This window comes from Marinobacter shengliensis, from assembly GCF_003007715.1.
GTDB classification, from domain to species: domain Bacteria; phylum Pseudomonadota; class Gammaproteobacteria; order Pseudomonadales; family Oleiphilaceae; genus Marinobacter; species Marinobacter shengliensis.
Genome location: NZ_PXNO01000021.1, coordinates 180,352 through 202,068 on the forward strand (window position 1 = coordinate 180,352; position 21,717 = coordinate 202,068).

At 59.8% G+C, this 21,717-nt stretch carries 15 protein-coding genes; 10 read left to right on the forward strand and 5 right to left on the reverse strand.

Annotated elements, in window-relative coordinates; genetic code table 11:
* The first annotated feature begins 75 nt into the window (after window positions 1–75).
* The 8 genes from C7H10_RS06955 to C7H10_RS06990 all read left to right on the forward strand — a co-directional run bounded on the left by C7H10_RS06955 (window position 76) and on the right by C7H10_RS06990 (window position 9,385).
* Window positions 76–786, forward strand: a complete 711-nt coding sequence (locus C7H10_RS06955) for a thermostable hemolysin (RefSeq protein ID WP_197463806.1) — start codon at window positions 76–78, stop codon at window positions 784–786.
* Window positions 770–2,977 carry an AMP-binding protein gene (locus C7H10_RS06960; protein WP_061331215.1) on the forward strand — a complete coding sequence of 736 codons (2,208 nt, stop codon included), beginning with the start codon at window positions 770–772 and terminating at the stop codon, window positions 2,975–2,977. The genes C7H10_RS06955 and C7H10_RS06960 overlap by 17 nt, the downstream gene beginning before the upstream one ends.
* Window positions 2,964–3,743, forward strand: a complete 780-nt coding sequence (locus tag C7H10_RS06965; RefSeq protein ID WP_061331214.1) for an SDR family oxidoreductase — start codon at window positions 2,964–2,966, stop codon at window positions 3,741–3,743. Before C7H10_RS06960 ends, C7H10_RS06965 begins: the two co-directional genes overlap by 14 nt.
* On the forward strand, window positions 3,743–4,363 hold the full coding sequence (locus C7H10_RS06970) for a tetratricopeptide repeat protein (RefSeq protein ID WP_061331213.1): 621 nt from the start codon (window positions 3,743–3,745) through the stop codon (window positions 4,361–4,363). The genes C7H10_RS06965 and C7H10_RS06970 overlap by 1 nt, the downstream gene beginning before the upstream one ends.
* A gap of 79 nt (window positions 4,364–4,442) precedes the next feature.
* Window positions 4,443–5,957 carry a sensor domain-containing diguanylate cyclase gene (locus C7H10_RS06975; protein WP_106694289.1) on the forward strand — a complete coding sequence of 505 codons (1,515 nt, stop codon included), beginning with the start codon at window positions 4,443–4,445 and terminating at the stop codon, window positions 5,955–5,957.
* A gap of 85 nt (window positions 5,958–6,042) precedes the next feature.
* Complete coding sequence (locus C7H10_RS06980; RefSeq protein WP_061331211.1) at window positions 6,043–6,909, forward strand: MBL fold metallo-hydrolase; 867 nt, start codon at window positions 6,043–6,045, stop codon at window positions 6,907–6,909.
* Window positions 6,910–6,916: 7 nt separating this feature from the next.
* Window positions 6,917–8,638 (forward strand): SulP family inorganic anion transporter, encoded by a 1,722-nt coding sequence (locus tag C7H10_RS06985; protein WP_106694290.1) that lies wholly within the window; start codon window positions 6,917–6,919, stop codon window positions 8,636–8,638.
* 87 nt (window positions 8,639–8,725) lie between these two features.
* A complete protein-coding gene (locus C7H10_RS06990) occupies window positions 8,726–9,385 on the forward strand; it encodes an energy-coupling factor ABC transporter permease (RefSeq protein WP_106694291.1) in 660 nt (219 codons plus the stop codon).
* Between the two features lie 7 nt (window positions 9,386–9,392).
* On the opposite strand, the gene C7H10_RS06995 is transcribed toward C7H10_RS06990, so the two are convergent.
* The 5 genes from C7H10_RS06995 to gdhA form a co-directional block, all read right to left on the reverse strand.
* Window positions 9,393–11,522, reverse strand: a complete 2,130-nt coding sequence (locus C7H10_RS06995) for a putative bifunctional diguanylate cyclase/phosphodiesterase (protein WP_106694292.1) — start codon at window positions 11,520–11,522, stop codon at window positions 9,393–9,395.
* Between the two features lie 254 nt (window positions 11,523–11,776).
* Complete coding sequence (locus C7H10_RS07000) at window positions 11,777–12,307, reverse strand: response regulator transcription factor (RefSeq protein ID WP_106694293.1); 531 nt, start codon at window positions 12,305–12,307, stop codon at window positions 11,777–11,779.
* The gene (locus C7H10_RS07005) at window positions 12,304–13,575 is read right to left on the reverse strand and encodes a sensor histidine kinase (protein WP_106694294.1); all 1,272 of its coding nucleotides are present in this window, start codon (window positions 13,573–13,575) and stop codon (window positions 12,304–12,306) included. Before C7H10_RS07005 ends, C7H10_RS07000 begins: the two co-directional genes overlap by 4 nt.
* A 63-nt stretch (window positions 13,576–13,638) precedes the next feature.
* Window positions 13,639–16,215, reverse strand: a complete 2,577-nt coding sequence (locus C7H10_RS07010) for a PEP/pyruvate-binding domain-containing protein (RefSeq protein WP_106694295.1) — start codon at window positions 16,213–16,215, stop codon at window positions 13,639–13,641.
* Between the two features lie 7 nt (window positions 16,216–16,222).
* Window positions 16,223–17,572 (reverse strand): NADP-specific glutamate dehydrogenase, encoded by a 1,350-nt coding sequence (gene gdhA, locus C7H10_RS07015; RefSeq protein ID WP_106694296.1) that lies wholly within the window; start codon window positions 17,570–17,572, stop codon window positions 16,223–16,225.
* Between the two features lie 252 nt (window positions 17,573–17,824).
* Here gdhA and C7H10_RS07020 point away from each other — a divergent pair, with 252 nt between their 5' ends.
* Together C7H10_RS07020 and C7H10_RS07025 are read left to right on the forward strand one after the other, a co-directional pair.
* The gene (locus C7H10_RS07020) at window positions 17,825–19,849 is read left to right on the forward strand and encodes a TonB-dependent receptor domain-containing protein (protein ID WP_146136803.1); all 2,025 of its coding nucleotides are present in this window, start codon (window positions 17,825–17,827) and stop codon (window positions 19,847–19,849) included.
* 178 nt (window positions 19,850–20,027) lie between these two features.
* Window positions 20,028–21,641, forward strand: a complete 1,614-nt coding sequence (locus C7H10_RS07025; RefSeq protein WP_106694297.1) for a BCCT family transporter — start codon at window positions 20,028–20,030, stop codon at window positions 21,639–21,641.
* The last annotated feature ends 76 nt before the right edge of the window (window positions 21,642–21,717 follow it).

Genomic DNA, 21,717 nt, shown 5'->3' on the forward strand with positions numbered 1-21,717 from the left:
AAGGGAGGTTTAAGGCTCTGACAATACTCTGACAGTTGTAACCCATGGGCCTTGCCCGGCTGTTGGAGAACCCCGATGACTGACCCGCTGACGATGTCCACCTGCTGCCCGCCAGACTCCCCGGAAGTTTTGCCCGTGCTGCGTTGTGCCGGCCGCTGGTTCAGCGAAATCACACCGCACAGTGCCATGGCAGCAACGGTGGCGGCGTTTATCCGTCGCCGTTTTCTGCAGGCCTACGGAGCCGAGCCGAATTTGCGAATTCCCTCCCTGCTTGCGCTGACCACGGCTCAGGGCAGCCTGATGGCGGCGGTGGGTGTACGTAATGCCGGCGACGACACACTGTTCCTGGAGGATTACCTGTCGGTGCCAGTACAAACGCTGATGCCCGAACTCGGCACCGAACGCCGCCGCATTGCCGAAATTGCCCACCTGGCCGGGGTGGAAGCCGGCGTCAGCCGTTATCTGTTTGCTTCTCTTTCGGTGTGGCTGGATGCGGCGGGCTATGACTGGGTGGTGTGCACCGGCACCGACCAGCTGCGCAACAGCTTTCATCGCCTGGGTATTGCTACCCAGGTGCTGGCAGATGCCGACCCTTCAAGGCTGCCGGATGGCGGTGCGGGCTGGGGCCGCTACTACGACCACCACCCGGTAGTGATGACCATTCGCGTGGCCGATGGCATGTCGGCGCTTCGTGAAGCCGGACTTTTGAAACTGGTGCAGCCGGTTGCAGCGGCTGAGGTCGAGCATCAGACGGATTTGGGAGGTGCCTATGGTCGCCTTGCCTGAGCTGTTGTACCGGCGCGTACAGCAGTATCCGGATCACATCGCCCTGCGCGGGCCGGATGACGAATTAACCTACCAGCAGATGTGGCTCGCGGCTCAGGCTGTGTCTGAACAGCTGCGGAATCTGGGCGTCAAACGCATCGGGCTGTGTGGCGACAACACGCCGGCCTGGGTGGTGGCCGATCTCGCCTGCCTGATGGCAGGGGTGGTGTGTGTGCCGGTGCCGGTGTTTTTTTCCAGCAGCCAGACTGAGCACCTGATCCAGCGGGCCGGGCTGGATGCCCTGCTATTCAGCGCTGAGGCAGAACACGCGGAGACCATTGGACAGGGAGTCTGGCTGCGCCGTTTGTCGGTTTTTCCGGGAGCCGCCTGGATGCCGGAGCAAACCGCAAAGATCACCTTCACCTCCGGCAGCACCGGCACGCCGAAGGGCGTATGCCTGTCTGCCGGGCAAATGGTCGCTACCGCGTGTGCCCTGCAGCAACGGCTCGAGGGTGTGGATCTGCAGAAGCACCTGTGCATCCTGCCGCTGGCCACCCTGCTGGAAAACATTGCCGGGGTTTACCTGCCCTTGCTGATAGGCGCCACAGTGACGGTTATGCCGCTGAAAACCCTGGGCATGACCGGCAGCAGCGGGTTGGACGTGGGCCAGCTTGCCCTCGCCCTTAACCGGTTTCAGCCGCATTCAGTGATTCTGGTGCCAGAGCTTGCGATGGCGCTGGTCAATGCCGCTGAGCAGGGCCAATTGTTGGCTGGCGGTTTCCGCTTCCTGGCTGTTGGTGGCGGCCGGGTATCGACGGATTTGCTGGCTCGGGGCCGGGCGGCTGGTTTGCCGCTGTACGAAGGCTATGGCTTGTCTGAGTGTGGCTCGGTGGTGGCGCTGAATGCGCCGGGTTGCGAGTGCGAGGGCACCGTAGGCCTGCCGCTGAATCACGTGCAGGTTCGTGTGGATAGCGACCAGCGGATTCTGGTGCAGGGCAATACCCACCTGGGTTACCTGGGAGATGAGCCGGAGCATGATGGCTGGTTGGACACCGGCGATCTTGGAGCCACAGGCCCGGGCGGATTCCTGGGCGTTAACGGCCGGGCCAAGAACCTGATCATTACCAGTTTCGGCCGTAACATCAGCCCGGAATGGCTGGAAAGCGAGCTGATACAGGCCGTGGGCGCTACCCAGGCCGTGGTGTTCGGTGACGGAGAGCCCCAGCCCCTGGCCCTGTTGGTCATCCGGGATGGTCGTAGCCCCGAGGCTGTGCGTCAGGCCCTGGCGCAGCTCAATGCCGGATTGCCCGACTATGCCCGCCTGCAGGCGGTATACCTGCGCCGGCAACCGCTCACTCAGGCCGAAGGGCATATCACCGCCAACGGCCGCCCGGTGCGGCACCAGATTCAGGCCGACCTGCCCATGCTTTTGGCGGAAGGCTTCCCCCTGTTCATGAACCTCTCGGCGCCATCAAGCGCCTCTTCACAACCCGTAACTACCCAGTTTTCAACGCCAGGAGACTCCAACATGGCATTTTTTGACCGACTGCAATCCGAAACCGAACAGGCCCGGGCCCATGTCACTGGAGCCCCGGTGATTCAGGCTATCCGTGAGGGTCGCTTTGATCTTGACGGATACACCTGGTTCCTGACACAGGCCTACCACCACGTCAAACACACGGTACCGCTGATGATGGCCTGCGGTGGCCGGCTGCCCGAGCGGCTGGAGTTCGTGCGTAAGGCGCTGGTGGAATACATCGAGGAAGAATACGGCCACCATGAGTGGATCCTCAACGATCTTGAAGCCTGCGGTGAAGACAAGGAAACCATTCGCGATGGCCAGCCCGATACCTCCATCGAGTTGATGGTGGCCTACCTGTATGACCGCATCCAGCGGGGTAACCCGGCGGCGTTTTTTGGCATGGTTCAGGTACTGGAAGGCACTTCCATTGAGCTGGCCACGCCGCTGGGTGAAGCCGTCCAGAAGCAGCTGGGCCTGCCGGACCAGGCGTTTAGCTACCTATACTCCCACGGCGCCCTGGACCAGGAACACTTCGAGTTCTTCCGCAACCTGATGAACGACATCACCGACCCGGACGACCAACAGGCCATTATTGAGGCTGCACGCATGGTGTACCGCCTGTACGGCGATATGCTGCACAGCATTCCGCTGCCGGCACGTGGCAAGGAGCAGCGCCATGAGGCTGCATGACCGTACCTTTTTGCTGCTGGGCGGCACCGGCGGCATTGGCCAGGCCCTGATCGGGCCGCTGGTGGAATGCGGTGCCCGGGTGATCGTCGCTACCCGGCATCCGGAGCGGCTGGAAAAGCGTGCGGGCGTTTCTCCGGTGCACCTGGAGCTGGCCAGCCCGAAGCTGGATCAACAGCTGCAACAGTTGAGCAAGGTGTATCCCGATATTGATGGGGTGATTCATTGCGCCGGCCAGAACCGGTTTGCGGCGCTGGATACCATGGCGGTCAGTGACCTGGATGCCCAGCTTATGGTCAACCTGCGTTCCGCCATGCTGGTGGCCCGGCATTTTGCGCCTCGTTTCCGCAAAGCAGGGATGGGCGCGCTGGTGTTTGTCGGCTCCACCTTTGGCAGTATCGGATTTCCCGGCTACACCGCCTATTGCGCCAGCAAGTTCGGCCTGCGCGGCTTCAGCGAAGCCCTGCGCCGGGAGCTGGCGGATACCCCGGTACAGGTGGTGTATGTGGCGCCCAGAGCCACCGCCACAGCCATGAACCCGGCGCCGGTGAACGAGCTGAACCGTGCCCTGGGCAATGCCATGGACGCACCGGAAGCCGTCGCAGCCCAGATTCTTCAAGCCATGGAAAAAGATGAGCGCCGGCGTTTTCTAGGCTGGCCGGAAAAACTGTTTGTGGTACTCAACGGCATCCTGCCGAAGATTGTGGATAAAGCCATGTTGAAACAACTGCCGGTAATCCGGCGCTTTCTGGATTCAGGAGTGGTGTGATGAAGTGGATGATTCTGGTGCTGGTCTCTGTGGCGGCTATGCCACTGTGGGCGCAGGATGTTGAAATTGAGCTGGCGCAAATCCAGCAGCGCTGGGCTGAAATTCAATATCAGGTTCAGGACAGGGACAAAGAGAAAGCATTCGAGAAGCTGGCCGCTGAGGCCGAAGCCTTTGTTGGCCGCTACCCGGGCCGTGCCGAACCGCTGATCTGGCAGGGTATTGTGCTCAGCACCTACGCCGGTGCCAAAGGCGGCCTCGGCGCCCTCGGGCTGGTAAAGCAAGCCCGGGCCTCACTGGAAGCGGCCCTCGACATCGACCCGGAGGCGTTGGATGGCTCCGCTTACACGTCGCTCGGCAGTCTGTACTATCAGGTGCCGGGCTGGCCGCTGGGGTTCGGGGATGATGGCAAGGCGCGGAAGTACCTGCAAAAGTCGCTGGCCATCAATCCCGACGGTATTGATGCCAATTACTTCTTCGGGGATTTTCTGCTGGATCAGGGCGAGCCCCAACGTGCCCGTATTTATCTTGAAAAAGTGTTGGCGGCACCCGACAGGCCAGGCCGCGCGGTGGCTGACCAGGGGCGCCGGGCAGAGGCGCAGGCTCGCCTGAATAATCTGTGATTGCTGGTCGCCGCGCCTGTCTGGCTGGGCTACACTCGTCATTACGTAAGAGTGCAAATGCTAGGGAGACAGGTCATTCATGGCGAGCAATTATGGGGCAGGCCAGCCAGACCGAATGCCGGCTCATTTCTTCCGGAAATTGGCATCAGGAGTTCCGGGAATCCTGTTTACCTATTGGCTCAGCCCGGATGGTCAGTCCCACCGTTACCCCTATGTCAGTGATCAGGTACAGGACCTGTTCGGCATTGAACCCGCCCTGCTTAACGAAGACGCCAGAGCAGTATTCTCGGTAATTCACCCGGAGGACGCGACCGGGGTGGCCAACAGTATTGTGCACTCGGCGCAGACTCTGGAGCCCTGGTGTTACCGGGCGCGTCTGAAGTTGCTGGATGGCCAGTATCAGTGGTTTGAGGCCCATTCGGTGCCGGAGCGCCAACCCGATGGCAGTACCATCTGGTATGGTCAGTTCCACAACATCCAGCACTACAAAGAACTGGAGCAGACCCTGCGGGACAGCGAAGCGGAGTTCCAGTTTCAGGCGGGTTTTCAGAAGCTGATTGCCCGGTTGTCCGGAGAATTTATCCAGCTTGGATTTGGTTCGATCGACGAGTGTATCGACGAGTTGCTCCGCTCCATTGGCGGTTTTTTTGGCATTGATCGAGCCTATGTCTATGGGTTTTCGCAAGATCACCTGACGATGACCAATACCCACGAATGGTGTGCGCCGGGGGTGGCTTCCCTGATGGCGGATCAGCAAAGCGTGGCCATTCAGGAATTCCAGTGGTGGCAAGCGCAAATCAACGCGATGAAAAGCCAGAATCAGGTGGTTTTTATTGAAGACGTCAATCAGTTGCCGCCCGAGGCCAACAACGAGCGTGCCCTGTTGGAGTTGCAGGGCGTGATTTCCATGTTCTGCGTGCCAATCTGGATACGTGGCCAGGTAATGGGCTTTTTTGGCGTTGATTCGTTATCGCAGCGACCTTGGCGGCAGGACATGGCAGACCTTCTGATCATTGTCTCCGGGCTTTTGTCCGGTGCCCTTGAGCGCAATCGTCTGGAGGAAGACTTGCTGAACCAGTCGATTCGTGACCCTCTCACCGGCCTTCACAACCGTCGCTACTTAATGCCCAGGCTGGATGAGGTGCTGGCTACCTGCAGTCGTCATGGTGAACGTTTTTGCCTGGCGATGTTTGACATCGATCATTTTAAACGGATTAACGATAACCTGGGCCACCTGGCCGGGGACCAGGTGTTGGTGCGATTTGCCGAACTGCTTCTCGCGAACACGCGGAATACCGATGTGGTTTCCCGATACGGTGGCGAGGAATTTCTCGTAGTTTTCACCGAATTGGCGGATGCGAATGTTCAGCCATTGGTGGAGCGAATCATGCACGCCGTCAGGGCGGAAAAGTTTGTGATTGGTGGTGAGACTTTCGGGATCACGGTAAGTGCTGGTTCTGTCTGTGTGGCGGAGCTTACCGAGGAACCGGTCAGCCCCCACGCATTGATTGGGCTTGCGGACCAGCGGTTGTACCAGGCCAAGCAGGGTGGTCGGGACTGCCTGGTCGATGCATCGGGATTATCACGCATATAAGGAAACAGCATTTCACCTCATATATCCATTTGGTATATTCTTAGATCATAAGATTAGTGATCAGCAGATCTCAGAGGTGAATACCATGACACAGCCCATCGTTCAGCATTTTTTCGACGAGCCCACCAACACGTTCAGTTACGTGGTGCGTGACCCTGACAGCCAGGCTTGCGCCATCCTCGATTCCGTGCTGGATTTCGACTACGCCGCAGGCCGTACCGACGTGCGTTCGGCTGACGACATTATTCAGTACGTTCGCGCCAACAACCTGACCGTAGAGTGGATTCTGGAAACCCACGTGCACGCCGATCATCTTTCGGCTGCCCCGTACTTGCACGAGAAACTGGGTGGCAAGACAGGTATTGGCGCGAAAATCGTCGATGTTCAGGAAATCTTTGGCAAAGCGTTCAATGCCGGCACGGAGTTCGCTCGTGACGGCAGCCAGTTTGACCAGCTGTTCGAAGAGGGAGATACCTTCGCCATCGGCAACCTTGAAGGTCGGGTTTTGCACACTCCGGGCCACACGCCCGCTTGCTTGACCTATGTAATTGGCGACGCCGCTTTCGTTGGCGATACCCTGTTTATGCCGGATTACGGCACCGCGCGCTGCGACTTCCCCGGTGGTGATGCCCGTACCCTGTACCGGTCAATCCAGAAAGTACTGTCGTTGCCGGCCGAGACCCGGATTTTCCTGTGCCACGATTACAAGGCGCCTGGTCGCGATGAGTACCATCACATGACCACGGTCGCGGAACAGCGCGAGGCCAACGTGCATGTGCATGAGGGAATTTCAGAGGACGAATTTGTCAGAATGCGCACTGAGCGTGATGCCACTCTGGACATGCCCCGGCTGATCCTGCCTTCGGTGCAGGTGAACATGCGCGCCGGTCACATGCCGCCGGCTGAGGATAACGGCCAGGTGTACCTGAAAGTTCCGGTTAACCGGTTCTGAGCCCGGCATGAACCTCAAACATTACCTGCCTGTTCTGCAATGGGCGCCAAAGTACAGCCGTGATCAGGCGACCAGTGATCTGGTCGCGGCGGTGATTGTGACCGTCATGCTGATTCCACAGTCGCTGGCTTACGCTTTGCTGGCGGGGTTGCCGGCGCAGGTCGGGCTGTACGCCAGTATTCTGCCGCTGGTGGTGTATGCGGTGTTCGGCACCAGCAGGACCTTGTCGGTGGGCCCGGTGGCGGTGGTCTCGTTGATGACGGCGGCGGCCCTGGCGCCGCTGGCGGACATGGGAACACCGGAGTACATTGCCGGTGCCGTATTGATTGCGGTGATGTCCGGCCTGATGCTGACGGTGATGGGCATCCTGCGGCTTGGCTTCCTGGCGAATTTCCTCAGCCATCCGGTCATCTCCGGTTTTATTACGGCCTCGGGTATCGTGATTGCGGCCAGTCAGCTAAAACATGTGTTCGGTATTCAGGCGTCCGGCCATAATCTGCTGGATATTGGCGGCTCTTTGCTGGCCTCCCTGCCACAAACCAATGTGCCCACCTTGCTGGTAGGGGGCGGTGCGCTGGCGTTCTTGCTGTGGTCCCGCCAGTTTCTGAAACCTTTGCTGATCCGGTTTGGACTGGCCCACAGGGCTGCGGATATCTTCACCAAAACTGCGCCAATCCTGGCGGTGGTGGTCACTACGCTGGTTGCCTGGTGGCTGAATCTGGACGAGAAAGGCGTCCGTCTGGTGGGGGATGTGCCGGCCGGATTGCCCTCATTCACCCTGCCCTCGCTGGATATGGCCATCTGGTCTCAGTTGGCGGTCAGTGCCCTGCTGATCAGTGTGGTGGGTTTTGTGGAATCGGTGTCGGTGGGCCAGACCCTGGCGGCGAAACGGCGCCAGAGAATCGATCCGGATCAGGAGTTGATCGGCCTGGGCACTGCGAACCTGGGCTCCGGGCTCTCCGGTGGGATGCCGGTGACCGGAGGCTTTTCCCGTTCGGTGGTGAACTTTGATGCCGGCGCGGAAACTCCGGCGGCCGGTGCTTATACGGCGGTCGGCATCGCCCTGGCCACGTTGTTCCTGACCCCGGCCATCGCCTGGCTGCCCCAGGCCACGTTGGCGGCCACGATCATCGTGGCGGTTGCCACGCTGATCGACCTGCCAGCGCTGGGCCGCACCTTCCGTTATTCACGGACGGATTTCGGCGCCATGCTGGCAACCATTGTGCTGACTCTGGTTCACAGCGTTGAGGCGGGAATCATTGCCGGTGTTGCCCTGTCGATCGGTCTGTTTCTGTACCGCACCAGCCGACCCCACAGTGCCGTGGTGGGCCGGGTGCCGGGCACCGAACACTTCCGGAACATTCTGCGTCACGACGTGGAACTGTGCCCGAAAGTGACCTTTCTGCGGGTGGATGAAAGCCTCTACTTTGCCAATGCCCGCTTCCTTGAGGAGCGAGTGATGGACCTGGTCACCCGGGAACCGGAGCTGACCGATCTGGTGCTGGTCTGCCCGGCGGTGAACCTGGTGGATGCGTCGGCCCTGGAGAGCCTGGAAGCCATCAATGAGCGGCTGACCGATGCCGGGGTGCGGTTGCATCTGTCGGAGGTGAAAGGCCCGGTGATGGATCGGCTGAAGGGTACCGAGTTCATCCAGCATCTCGGCGGCAGCGTCTTCCTGAGCACCTATGAGGCCTGGCAGTCCCTGACCGGGCGTACCGCCCCGGAGTGACCGGGGTCAAGTGATCCCATTGACCGGCCAGGGGGTATCAGTAAACACTGCCCCCCGCATCCGATGCTTTGTTAACCGGTGACTTTGATGGGAATGACCGAAAACCTGCTTTCGACCAGCCAGTGGTTGCTGACCGCGGTGGTCTTTGTGCTGGTGTTGCTGGCAACCTTGCGCTCAGTGGATTGGCAGGCACTGCGCAAAGACAGCGTAACCCAGCACACGCTGTTCGGTGCAGCGGTGGCGCTCGGGTTTCTCTGGCAGCTGCGGGCGGGTATTTCGCCCGGGCTGGCCATTCATATCTTTGGTATGACTGTGATCACTCTGATGCTTGGCTGGGCGCTGGCCGTTATCAGCGGTCTGTTAGCGCTGGTGATCACCGTTATTACCGGCCGCGAGCCTCTGCTGATGTTTGCCGCCAATGGCCTGGTGACGGTGATGGTGCCGGCTCTGGTGACCCACGCCATCATGCTGTGGGAGCGGCGCCGGGATTTCCGCAACTTCTTTGCCTACATCTTCTTTTGCGGCTTTTTTGGTGCCGGGCTGTCGGTGGCCGCAGCCGGTGTTCTGATGTGTCTGATGCTCTGGTCAAGCGGCGTCTATACCTTCGAGACCCTGGTGCACGAATACCTGCGCTACCTGCCACTGTTCATGATTCCGGAAGGTTTTGTGAACGGTGTTTTTGTGACCGGCCTGATGGTGTTCCACCCGGACCGACTCAGCACACTCGACCAGCGGCGTTATCGATAGTGGCCGGTCAGATTCCCCCGCTCTGGGCGGAGGCCTCTTCATGCGTGGTCGGGCTCTGGTTACGACTCACCCGATCGCGCCACTTTTCCAGCCATGGCAGCACGGCGTCTGCCGGCATCGGACGGGCGATGCCATAACCCTGAATCAGGTTGCACCCCATGTCCCTCAGGGCCCGAGCATGCTCCATGGTTTCGACACCTTCAGCAAGAACCGGGTGATTGAAGCGTTGCGCAAGGAAAATTACGCTCTCCACAATCGCGCGGTCACTGTCATCGGTAAGCATGTTGCGGACGAAGCTCTGGTCGATCTTGATCACATCCACCGGCAGGGTACGCAGGTACGTCAGCGACGAGAAACCGGTGCCGAAGTCGTCCAGTGCCACCTGTAAGCCCAGGGACTGGCAGCGAGCCAACACATTGCTAGCGCGCTTGGTGTCTTCCAGCGCAGTGGATTCCAGAACCTCCAGGGTGATTTGCCCGGGGCGCACATCCGGATGGCTGTGCAAGTAGCTTTCCAGGTAATCGGCGAAACTTCGGTCCATCAGGTGGGGTGCGCTGATGTTGATGCTGACGGCGAGCGGTTCGTCCGCCTCATGCCACAGATTCATCTGATGGATGGCTTCCTTGAGTACCCACTGGCCAACCGGGATTTCCAGATGGCTGTTGGCGACGGCCGGCAGGAACTGCCCGGGGGCAATCAGGCCTTTGTCCGGGTGATTCCAGCGAATCAGCGCCTCAAACGCGATCACCTGGCAGTCGACCATCCGAACCTGGGGCTGGAAATAGAGTTCAAACTCTTCGTTCTCCAGCGCCTGGGAAATCTGCATCAGTTGGTCCCGGCGCTGCCGACGATGAGCGTCCAGGCCGGGGTCGAAAATGTGGAACTGATTCCGGCCCTTCTCTTTGGCGGCATACATGGCCTGGTCAGCGTGGCGAATCAGGCCTTCTGCATCGGTGTCGTCCTCCGGATACAGGGTGACACCCAGGCTGGCGGTAAGGTTGACGGTGTGGCCACCAATCTGAAGGGGCTCGCTGACACTGGCGAGTATTCGCGAATACACTGGCTCCGGGCTGTCGCTCTGCAGTAGAAGCACGAATTCATCACCTCCAATGCGGGCGATGGTATCACCACTGCGGAGGTTGCGGGTCAGACGCTCGGCGGTTGCCCGCAGCGCCTGGTTGCCAGTGTCATGGCCCAGCTGGTCGTTGATGGCTTTAAAGCCGTCCAGGTCCAGGTAGCAGATGGAGAGCACTCGCTTCTGACGATCCGCGTGGGTACGGGCCGAGCGAAGACGCTCTTCCAGCAGTTGCCGGTTCGGCAGTCCGGTCAGGTCGTCGTAGTTGGCGGCGCGGTCAAGTTCCTTGGCATGATTCTTCAGGGCCGTGATATCGGAGAAGGCGGCCACGTGGTAGTAACGCCCCGGTTCCTCCAGGTGCACGCGGCTGATCGACAGCAGCTCTACGTATTCCTCACCGTTCTTCCGACGATTCCAGACTTCGCCACGCCAGTGATCGTTTTTCTCAATTGAGGTCCACATCGAATGGTAATACTCCCGCGAATGGCGCCCGGAGCTGAGTATGGAGGGGTTCAGCCCCAGTACTTCCTGGCGGCTGTAACCGGTGATGCGGGAGAAAGCAGGGTTTACATCGATAATCCGGTTGAAGTGATCGGTGATGACAATCGCCTCGTGGCTGCGATCAAACACACTGGCAGCAATGCGCAGGCCACGCTCGCTGTTCTTGCGGTCGGAAATGTTGGTTTGCACCACCACAAAACCCGGCTCCACGCCCTCGTTTTCGCCGATCGGCATACAGTAGGTATGCACCCAGTAGGGGGTTCCGTCTGCCTTGTAGTTGAGCAGATCTTCCTCGAACACCTCGCCTCGGAACAGGTGCTGATGAATGCGCCGGACGGTGTCGGGGTCGGTATCTGGGCCGTGAAGAACCTCGCTAGGCTGCTTGCCAAGGATGTTGGCCACTGAATAACCGGTATACCGCTCGAACGCCGAATTCACCCATTCGATGCGCCCGGCGGCATCCAGAATGAGCACCATGTTGCGGGTGGCAGAGGCCACCAGGGCGAGGCGCTTGGGATCAAGGTCGGGAGATGTCTGGTTAGAATCTGGGGCATTCGACATGTGTCGGGTGTTCCGGGTATCGGTGGTTTAAGTGTCTCTCCTCCCTGTGAGATGGTTTGGCCAGCCTATCAATCAGGCGCCGGGAATACGTCCGTAGAATCCGTGGGGATCAGTTTGTCCATTTATTGCAATCTCACAACGGGGCACGATGCTAGCGCATCTGGCCTGTTAAGACATTCGACCAAAGCGGTGTCTGGTTGATTGATGTCAATTTCCGGGGAGATTCTTCGGGCGCACCGGACGGTAGCCGTTCATCAGCGCCAGCGGGAGTGTTTTTGCAATTTGCGTTGCAGGGTCCGCCGGTGCATGTTCAGGGCCCGGGCGGTGGCGGAAATGTTGCCATCGTGTTCGTTCAGCACGCGCTGGATGTGTTCCCATTCCATTTCTTCCACAGACGGCGGTTCGGGCCTCAGGTCCGGTGGTGCGTCCAGCGGTTCAAAGCCATTCATTAACTGGTTCACGGTAACCGGCTTGCACAGGTAGTTGGCGGCGCCGCGGCGCATGGCTTCCACCGCCGTGGCAATACTGCCGTAACCGGTCAGCACCAGTACGTCCAGGTCTGGCTTCTGCTCCAGAAGTTCCGGCAACAGTTGCAGGCCACTTTCCCCGGCCAGGTTGAGATCCAGAACACACCGGTTCACCGGCCTGGTACGGATGGCCTCCAGAGCGGTGTCCGCATCGCTGGCGCAGAGTGTTTCGATGCCCTGGCGAGACAGGGATCGGGCCAGCACCTGGAGAAACGCCTGGTCATCGTCGACCAGCAGCCAGAGTTCCTGAGTCGTCATGGTTGTATCTCCTCGCCTTGGGGCCGGGCAACCGGTAAATCGATGACCATGGTGGTGCCTGTTTCACTGGCCTTGGCCCGGAGATTGCCGCCAAGCCTCTGGATCGTAGCATTGGAAAGGAACAACCCGACCCCAAGACCATGGTGGGAGTCGACAATGTCCTCACCCGGCGTGCCCTGCAGAGCCGTTTCCAGGCCGTCACCCTGGTCCTCGACAACCACCTCCACCCGACCGGATTCCGACAACTGACTTCTGACGGCGACCCAGGACGGGCTCGCTGTCAGGGCATTTGCCAGCAGGTTGAGCACCGCCTGGTCCAGAGTGGCATCCACGGCCACCGAGACGTCGGGGTGGGCGCCTGGCCATTGAACCGGCCCTGACGGCCATAACAGCGTGGCCGACTCCCTCAGCCTGGCGAGCCAGTCTTTGACCGTCAGTATTTCCAGTTGCGCTGTGCGGGCTTCAATCGCCGCCTTGGTTAGTTGCTGCAAATGCTGGCTGCACAGGTTCAACTGCTGACCCATCAGGTCGAGATCTTCCGTCAGAGCCACGGAGGCCTGGCCTTCGGTGTGGGAACGGATTTCGTCCAGTAACAGGGTCATGGTATTCAGCGGGGTACCCAGTCGGTGGGCAACGGCGGCCGAAGACAGACCGAGGGCGATGATCTGTTCATCCCGCAAACGGTTTTCCCGGAATTGCGAAAGCTGGGACTGTTGCAGCCTTAGCCTGCGGGATAGGGTGCCAACCACCAGTAGCAGAATGGCGGCGGTCAGGGCAAAGGTCACCCACATGCCCACCAGATGCAGCCTGGCCAGGTCTGCCGAGTGGTGATCATGCATAACCGGGGTGTGCCAGAGCACCAGCGCTGTATACACCGCAACGCCGGTGACGGTAAGGACAATGCTCTGGCGGCTGGGGACCAGAATGATGGCGACGGCAATGGGCAGCAGCAGCAAGGACACCAGGGGGTTGGTGTAGCCGCCGGTGAAATACAGCCACCAGCCGATCAGGAACAGATCTGTGGCCAGGGTCAGGCTGACCGATGCGAACGCTTCGGGGGGCTTACGGCTGAACCACAGCCAGGCCAGCGTGGCCAGAACGGCATAAAGCAGGCTGAGGATCAGGGCCTCGGCCCGGTGGGCCAGTGTTACGGTGGTTTCGGCAACAGCGATCGCGACCAGTTGCGTGGCAATAATGGCCAGCCGCATAGCCAGAAGGTAACGGGCAGCCTGACGAAAACCGGTTTGAGAGTGTGTGAGCCATTCCATAGCGGGCATTCTAGCAGTATGCCGTCGGCCATGGTGGTGAAAACGGCGTTTGTTTGCGGCGAGTCAATCGGTGAAATAACAGACCAGTTGCTGGCGCACCACATCACCGGTCAGTTGCAGATGTTGCGCCTGCAGATCATGCACCTGAACCGCCCGGTTGACCGGAGATTCGGTGCTGCTGGACGTTGGGGGGGCGGGCAGGCGTTCAGGGTGATATCGGCAATGCTGGATGTCGGGAAACAGCGCCGCGTAGGCGATGCCGGTTTCTACCAGGTCCTGGAAAAAGTGAGAACCGTAGGACAGGTCTGGCACCATCTCGCCGGCCTTTTCTGAGACCTCGACCAGGGCGGCGACCCCGGCAATGTCAGCAAAGCGGACCGGAACGCCAAGATCCGGGCTGCTGGTGCCCCAACGGCCCGGGCCGATCAGCAGGGTCGGCACACTGGATGCGCGGACAGCTTCGCCGACACGGCGGGCAACGTCGTAGCGCTGGCTGGTGGACAGTCCGGCGTACACCGACGCGTCGACCCGGATCACCCGTTCGATGGCCAGGTTGATGTTGCCACCCATGAAGTGGCCCTGGGTTCTGAATAGCAGCTTACGCTCAGGCAAGTCGTCGGGCAGAGCCACCGGCCCGGTCTCGCCGATGGTCGCCAGCGGGCGGCATTGCACCAGGTTGAAGGCGGGGTTGCCCTGTTGGTCCAGATGCAGGGTGAATTCCACATCCACCGGGTGCCGGTAGCCCGCTTCCAGGGTTTGCAGTAGGTGTGACAGCCGGCGGATAAACGGAGTGCGCTGCACCAAAGGGCGGAAGGTCAGCCGCCACACCGGGCCTTGCAAGCCAATCTGCTCGGCCCGGGTACTGGCCGCCCGATCCACCTCGGCCAGGTGATCCATGGGTAGATCGTTGGTGGTTTCCAGCAACTGGCTCAGGGGCCGGGTGTCGAGTGTGCCTTCCTGTAGGTCCAGCAAATCCACCAGGTGTTGGGAATATCGGTAGCTTTCGTCCTGGTTGCGGAATGGCTGGCGCATGGGGTGGTCCAGCGCCATCACGCAGGCGTGATCGCCTTCAATGCGGTCAACCGCCCGGGTGCCCAGGCCCATCACCAGCCGGACCATCCCCGCTTCCGGGTCCATGCTGCTGTCCCAGGCGAAGGTGTTGCGCGACACCCCTACCCCGGCGGCATCGGGCAGGTAATAGCGACCATGAAAGCGCCCGTTGACCCGCTGGATCAGCAGCGCCATGGGCTCTTCCCGCTGGTCCAGGCCCCGCTGTTTGCGGTACACCAGGGCATCTTCACTCATGGATGACGCGTACACCTGGCGGATTGCGTCTTCCAGTGCCGACAGCCGCTGTTCCGGTGCCCCCTGGTTGACCAGGAACACGCTGTCGTATTTACCGGCAAAAGCATTGCCAAAGCCGTCTTCCTGCAGGCTCGATGAGCGCACCAGGATAGGATACTGGCCGTAATGGTCCAGCAGTCGCTCCAGCTCGGCCTGTATCTCGTCGGGAAACTTGCCGGCCAGGATCGCGGCTCTGAGCGCGGGCGCCTCACTCAGGTAACCCTCCCCGGAGCGCTGCCGCATGATCGCCGGCCAGAGCCCGTTGTGGACCAGGAAAGCGTAATAGGCGTCTGTGCCAAGATAACTGGAATCGTGGGGCTCCAGCTGGCTTTGCCATGGTTCGGTGGCGTCTTTCAACAGAATGTTGCGGGCAATCAGCATGCCGGTGGCCTTGCCACCAATGTAGCCGCTGCCGACCAGGCGGCTGCGAATGCCCAGCAGGTCTTCCAGCGACAGGTAACGCCGTGCCAGCTCCAGTATCCGGGAATCGCGGCTGATCATTACTTGCAGCACTTGCTCCTGCAAGTCTTCGATACAGTCGGTGTCCTGGTCGGACAAAGCCCGGCTGGCTTCCTGGAACAATCGGTCCCAATAGTCCAGCAAGGGTTGGCGATGCAGGTGTTCAAGCTCGAGGCTGGCTTGCAGTCGGGTGGCATCGCTGCTGTCCGTTATGGGTTGAAACTGTCCATCATGCTCCCGGTGCGGCAGGAACATGGTGGGCGATTGCCGCCGCCAGGCCTTGATCGGATGAATCTGCACATCGTCACCGTGGCGATGCACATCAATCATCACCTGGGTGGTCTGGCGAATCCGGTCCAGGGTCCGGCGGGAGTGGCGTTCGGGGTGCAGGGCAAACCAGGCCACGGTGTCCAGTTCAAACAGAAACGGGCACACCACCCGGAAGAAATTGCCCACCATGGCATCGGTTGCCCAGGCGTTGAGCAGCTCGCTCAGGCTGTCGCAGACATAGAAGGCGCCACGGCCATGCTGTTCGATCAGGTGCCAGACCCGGCTGGTAAAGCTTTCAAAGCCACCGAGGGCGTCGATGGTGATGGTTCGAACCGACGGGTGGTCCCGGATAATCGGGGCATGGTCACCAAAGCGAAGGTAGATAATCTGCCGGCCGGCGTCAGAAGCGGCGTCTACGAAGGGAAGAACAAATCGGCGATAGTCGTCCAGGTCGGAAACCCGCCAGACCACGTTATCGCCGATTCGAAGGCCATCCAGAACCTCATCCAGCCCACTCAGGCCGGTGGAAACCCGGTCATCAGGCTGGAGAGGTTCGTTGCTGATCATGGCCGGATCAGATAACACCCATGGCGTTCATCGCCTTGGCAACGCGCAGGAAGCCATTGATATTGGCGCCCAGCACGTAGTTGCCCTCGGCACCGAACTCGGCGGCGGTTTCGTAGCAGTTCTTGTGGATATCGATCATGATCTCCTCAAGGCGCTTCTGGGTGTAATCGAAGGTCCAGGAGTCGCGGCTGGCGTTCTGCTGCATTTCCAGGGCGGACGTGGCAACACCGCCGGCGTTGGCGGCCTTGCCAGGGCCATAGGCAATCTTGGCATCCTGGAACACGATAATACCTTCAGGCGTGGTCGGCATATTGGCGCCTTCGGCCACGGCAACACAGCCGTTTTCGACCAGCATCTTGGCGTCTTTACCGTTCAGCTCGTTCTGGGTTGCGCAGGGCAGCGCCACATCGCAAGGCACGCTCCAGATGTTACCGTCTTCCACGTACTTGGCATCTTTGTGGTATTCAGTGTAGGCGCTGATCCGGCGACGCTCCACTTCCTTGATGCGCTTCAGGGTCTGCAGGTCGATGCCCTTCTCATGGACAATCATGCCCTGGGAATCGGAGCAGGCAATGACCTTGGCGCCCAGCTCGTGGGCTTTCTCGATGGCGTAAATGGCCACGTTGCCGGAACCGGAAACCACCACGGTTTTGCCGTCCAGTGAGTCACCACGGGCTTTCAGCATTTCGTGGGTAAAGAACACCGTGCCGTAACCGGTGGCTTCAGTGCGGGCGCGGCTGCCGCCCCAGTCCAGGCCCTTGCCGGTGAACACGCCGGACTCGTAACGGTTGGTGATGCGCTTGTACTGGCCGAACAGGTAACCGATTTCACGACCACCTACGCCGATATCGCCGGCAGGTACGTCGGTGTACTCGCCCAGGTGGCGGTACAGCTCGGTCATCATGCTCTGGCAGAAACGCATGATCTCGTCGTCGGACTTGCCCTTGGGATCAAAGTCACTGCCGCCTTTACCGCCGCCAATGGGCAGGCCGGTCAGGGCGTTCTTGAAAATCTGTTCAAAGCCCAGGAACTTGATGATGCCAAGGTAAACGGAAGGGTGGAAACGCATGCCACCTTTATAGGGCCCCAGGGCGCTGTTGAATTCGACGCGGAAGGCGCGGTTGATATGAATCTCGCCGCTGTCGTCCTGCCAGGGTACACGGAAGATAATCTGGCGCTCGGGCTCACAGATACGCTGGATGATCTTCTTGTCGGCAAACTCCGGGTACTTCACCAGAACCGGCCCGAGGGTTTCCAGAACTTCGTGAACCGCCTGGTGGAATTCACTCTCACCCGGGTTGCGGTGCAGTACGTCCTGGAAAATCGGTTCGAGTTTTTCGTCGAGTTTAACTGTCATGGCAAGGCCCTCGGAATACGCGTATTGAAAACCGCAAAAATGCGGATGCCCAAAAAAAGGGCAGTGATTGCACCACATTGGCGCGTTAGTTGGCAAGTCGGTCGCGCAAAATTTATTCACCCTTTGCCTTCCGGGATACCTCCTTCGGGGTGCGGCATTGTGTCTCAAGCCAGCAATGCCCTCGCCCTTTAAAATTGCCAAACATCATCATTCCCCTCCGTTTGAAATGCACTGTTAAAAGGAACGCCCTGCATGCTCATGAAACGTCTGGCTCGCAGTATCAGCCTGGTGTTGGCTGGCTTTACTCTCACTCCCATTGTTCACGCCCAGGTAGAAGGTGAGGATTCGTTACTGATTCGGGTGACGGAGGGGCAATCTGCAGAGGCGGCAAGGCTTTCGGCTGCCGCAGTGCAGTCGGAGCCGGCACAGCGGTTGTCAGGCAGTGCCTCGGTGTCTCTGTCTCGAATGGGGGGGCGGGGGCTTGACCCGGTGATTCGAGGCCAGAACGAGGAGCGGGTAGACGTGCTGCTGGATGGTATGAGGGTTGAAGGTGCCTGCCCAAGCCGTATGGACCCGCCCACCAGTCGATTGAGTACCTCATTGGCACCGGTGCTGGAAGTGCGCACCAGTAATCGCACCCTGCGTTGGGGGCCGATTGCCGGGGGGCAAGTGGTGGCTACCACGGCGGCACCGGAATTTTCCGGCGATAATCCCACCACTGGCCATTTCACTTTTGGGGGTGCGGATAATGGTGATGGCAAGCTGGTGAATGGCAGTGTCGCGGTTGGTAGTAAGGCCTCCTACCTGCGAATGGCCGCCGGTTATGACGAAGCGAACGATTATGAGGACGGTGACGGCAACAAGGTTCGCAGTTCCTATGAAAATTCCGAAGGCCGGGTGGACGCTGCCTGGACCGCAGACAACGGCCTCTACATCAAAGGCCTGGTGAGCCGGCAGGAAGAGCGGGATGTGAAGTTCCCGGGCCGTGGTATGGATGCGCCGAAAACCGATACTGACCTGTATCGGCTGGAAATCGGTGCACCGGTGGCTGAGGGTGGCTGGAGCCTGATGGCCTGGCAGGCGGATGTGGACCACGTGATGGATAACTTCAGCTTGCGCGAAGCAACCATGAAAATGCAGACCGACTCGCAAACCCGCACTCAGGGCGCCCGCCTGGTGCTGGACCAGACCATCAACTTCACCAAAGACCTATCCGTGGGTGTGGATGTTGAAAGCAATGAGTGGGATGCCACCATGTACAACGGCATGAATCTGGACAACCCGGCGTCGTTGATGTGGCCGGGTGTGGAACGGGACCGTGTTGGTGTCTTCGTGGAGGCATTTCACCGGATTCGGGTCAATACCCGCCTGGGTGCCGGTATCCGCTATGACCGGGTTGAAATGGATGCCACCCGCGCCGGAGACAGCTTCCGGATGATGCCCGGGGCGCCCATGACCATGACCCCGGCGATGCTGTATATGAGTGCCTACGGCGTGACGGACACCAAGGCCGACGATAACAATGTCAGTGGCTTTATCACCGGCGAGTGGCGTTTGTCTCCGGCCAATACTCTGGAAGCCACCGCTTCCCACAGTGTTCGTTCCCCCAGCGTGAACGAGCGCTACGTTGCCCAGAGAACGATGCGCGGCTCCTGGATTGGTAATCCGGATCTGGAAACTGAAAAGCACAACAAGCTGGAAGTGAGCCTGTCTGGCCGTGATGGCAACTGGAGCTGGCGCCCGGCGGTCTGGGTAGACCAGGTGGAAGATTATGTTTATCGATTTGATACCCGCAATCCCGATGGCACGGTGGATACCCGGTACGCCAATATAGATGCCCGACTGCTGGGTGTGGAAGCCCTGGTTGGCTGGAACAACGGGTCCTGGAATGCTAGTAGCAAACTGGCCTCCGTTCGCGGTGAGAACCGGGATGCCGACAAGGCGTTGCCTCGCATTCCGCCCGTTCAGTTTATCCAGACTCTCGGGTGGCAGCATCAGGGCCATACCATCGAAGCGGAATGGCAACTGGCGCGCCGGCAGGACAGGGTAGATCTGGAGTCCGGCCTGGACCCAAGCACCTCTCCGGGCTATGGCGTTTTTAATCTCTCTGGTACCCATCCATTGATGGCAAACCTGAGCTTCACTTGGGCGCTGGATAATCTGTTTGATAACACCTGGGCGTATCACGTCAGTAAGGACAACCTTGCCGACAGCGGTGTGTTCAGGGTCAACGAACCCGGCCGCACCCTGCGCGCTGCGCTGACCGCGCGCTGGTAGAAACGATTATGGCGGTTGCCCGCTTCTCATAGCCGGCGGGTGACATTGTGCCCCGGGTAGATGACGAATCTGCCCGGGGCTTTTTTGATGCCCCGGCCGGGGATTCGGAATGGCCGCGCGGATGCGGCTAGAATGAAAGCGCTTTCGTTTTTAAAGTCATCGGATTATCAGGTTTGTTATGAGTCATCGACCCGGCTGGGTGTTCTACTGTTCTTTCGTGCTGCTGGTTCTGTTTGTAGTGGCCGGGGGCCTGATGCCCGCCGAGTTGTCACGGTATGCCCATGAGGCACTGGATTTCACCACCCTGCATTTTGGCTGGCTGTATCTGTTTGCCACATCGGGCTTTCTGGTGTTCTGCATTGCTGTGGCGGCCGGCAATTACGGCAAGATTCGCCTGGGTGCCGATGGTGAGGCACCGGAGTTCTCCTATCTGACCTGGCTGGGCATGATTTTCTCCGCGGGCATGGGTGTTGGACTGGTGTTCTGGGCGGTGGCCGAACCCATGAGCCACTTCGTAGCGCCGCCGTTCGATTCAGCCGAACCCCGCAGCCCCCAGGCCGCCAGCATGGCAATGCGCTATTCCTTGTTTCACTGGGGCTTTCACCAGTGGGCCAACTTTGCCCTGGTGGGCCTGGCCATTGCCTATGTGCGCTTCCGCCTGCAACGCCCCGGTTTGATCAGTGAAGCCTTCCGCTCCACCTTGGGTAACCGGGTGGACTCGGGTATCGGACATTCCATCAATATCCTCGCCGTTGTCTCCACCGTGTTTGGCGTGGCGACCACCCTGGGCCTGGGCGTCATCCAGATCAACAGTGGTTTGGGTGCGGTGGCCGGTGCCGCGTTCGGCGTCACTCAACAATTGTTCATTCTCGCCGGCGTTGCGGTTGTGTTCCTGCTGTGTTCCCTGGCGCCCCTGGAGAGCGGGATTCGCTATGTGAGTGACGCCAACATGCTACTGGCGGCAGGGTTGCTGGTGTTCGTGTTCTTTATGGGCCCAACAGACTTCATCACCGCCGCCATGACCAATGCCATTGGAGACTATTTCGCCAATTTGGTCGGCATGAGCCTGGTGATGACGCCCTACACCGGCGATGACTGGGTGGAGCGATGGACCATTTTCTACTGGGCCTGGGGCCTGTCCTGGGCGCCCTTTGTCGGCAGTTTTATTGCCCGGATTTCCCGGGGCCGAACCATCCGGGAGTTTGTGTTCGGGGTGATTGGCATGCCGGTGTTGCTCAGTATTGTCTGGTTCTCCACCTTTGGCGGCTCCGCATTATATTTCGAGCTGTTCGAGGGGGCCTCCCTGGGTGACGCCGTGCTGGCGGAGATGAGCTCGGCCCTGTTCGCCACCCTGGACTACCTGCCGGGCACCGCCATTATCGGCGGCCTGATGCTGGTGCTGATCGTGCTGTTCGTTATTACTTCCGCCAACTCGGCTACCTTTGTTCTGGGTATGTTTACCAGTAAAGGGGTTCTGAACCCGAAACGCTGGTCCCGTTTGACCTGGGGCATAGTGCAGGTGTCGGTGGCCGGGGTACTGTTGCTCAGTGGCGGACTGGAAGCGCTCCAGACCATTTCAATACTGGCTGCCTTCCCGTTCATGGTGTTGATGATTTTTATGGCTGTTGCCCTGTTGAAATCACTGCGAAACGAGCAGCGGCAGATCGAGTTGCATGAGGCCATGACCAGAGAGCGCTTGCTGCGCTTACTGGCAGAAAACGATCACCTTGGTGATGAGCGGGCTGGCTCTGAACCCGGGTTGAAGCCCGAGGAGCCCGGGAAAAACGAATGATCATCCGTTGAATGGTACCGGATGGATTTTCTGGTGTTGGCTGACTGTCGGTTGTGGCTGTGAATATTTGTCGCAC

Coding starts and splice junctions, on each gene's coding strand:
- C7H10_RS06960 (WP_061331215.1), top strand. CDS start 770: ATGGTCGCCTTGCCTGAGCTGTTGTACCGGCGCGTACAGCAGTATCCG.
- C7H10_RS06970 (WP_061331213.1), top strand. CDS start 3,743: ATGAAGTGGATGATTCTGGTGCTGGTCTCTGTGGCGGCTATGCCACTG.
- gdhA (WP_106694296.1), bottom strand. CDS start 17,572: ATGACAGTTAAACTCGACGAAAAACTCGAACCGATTTTCCAGGACGTA.
- C7H10_RS06955 (WP_197463806.1), top strand. CDS start 76: ATGACTGACCCGCTGACGATGTCCACCTGCTGCCCGCCAGACTCCCCG.
- C7H10_RS07025 (WP_106694297.1), top strand. CDS start 20,028: ATGAGTCATCGACCCGGCTGGGTGTTCTACTGTTCTTTCGTGCTGCTG.
- C7H10_RS06975 (WP_106694289.1), top strand. CDS start 4,443: ATGGCGAGCAATTATGGGGCAGGCCAGCCAGACCGAATGCCGGCTCAT.
- C7H10_RS06990 (WP_106694291.1), top strand. CDS start 8,726: ATGGGAATGACCGAAAACCTGCTTTCGACCAGCCAGTGGTTGCTGACC.
- C7H10_RS07020 (WP_146136803.1), top strand. CDS start 17,825: ATGCTCATGAAACGTCTGGCTCGCAGTATCAGCCTGGTGTTGGCTGGC.
- C7H10_RS06995 (WP_106694292.1), bottom strand. CDS start 11,522: ATGTCGAATGCCCCAGATTCTAACCAGACATCTCCCGACCTTGATCCC.
- C7H10_RS06980 (WP_061331211.1), top strand. CDS start 6,043: ATGACACAGCCCATCGTTCAGCATTTTTTCGACGAGCCCACCAACACG.
- C7H10_RS06985 (WP_106694290.1), top strand. CDS start 6,917: ATGAACCTCAAACATTACCTGCCTGTTCTGCAATGGGCGCCAAAGTAC.
- C7H10_RS07005 (WP_106694294.1), bottom strand. CDS start 13,575: ATGGAATGGCTCACACACTCTCAAACCGGTTTTCGTCAGGCTGCCCGT.
- C7H10_RS07010 (WP_106694295.1), bottom strand. CDS start 16,215: ATGATCAGCAACGAACCTCTCCAGCCTGATGACCGGGTTTCCACCGGC.
- C7H10_RS07000 (WP_106694293.1), bottom strand. CDS start 12,307: ATGACGACTCAGGAACTCTGGCTGCTGGTCGACGATGACCAGGCGTTT.
- C7H10_RS06965 (WP_061331214.1), top strand. CDS start 2,964: ATGAGGCTGCATGACCGTACCTTTTTGCTGCTGGGCGGCACCGGCGGC.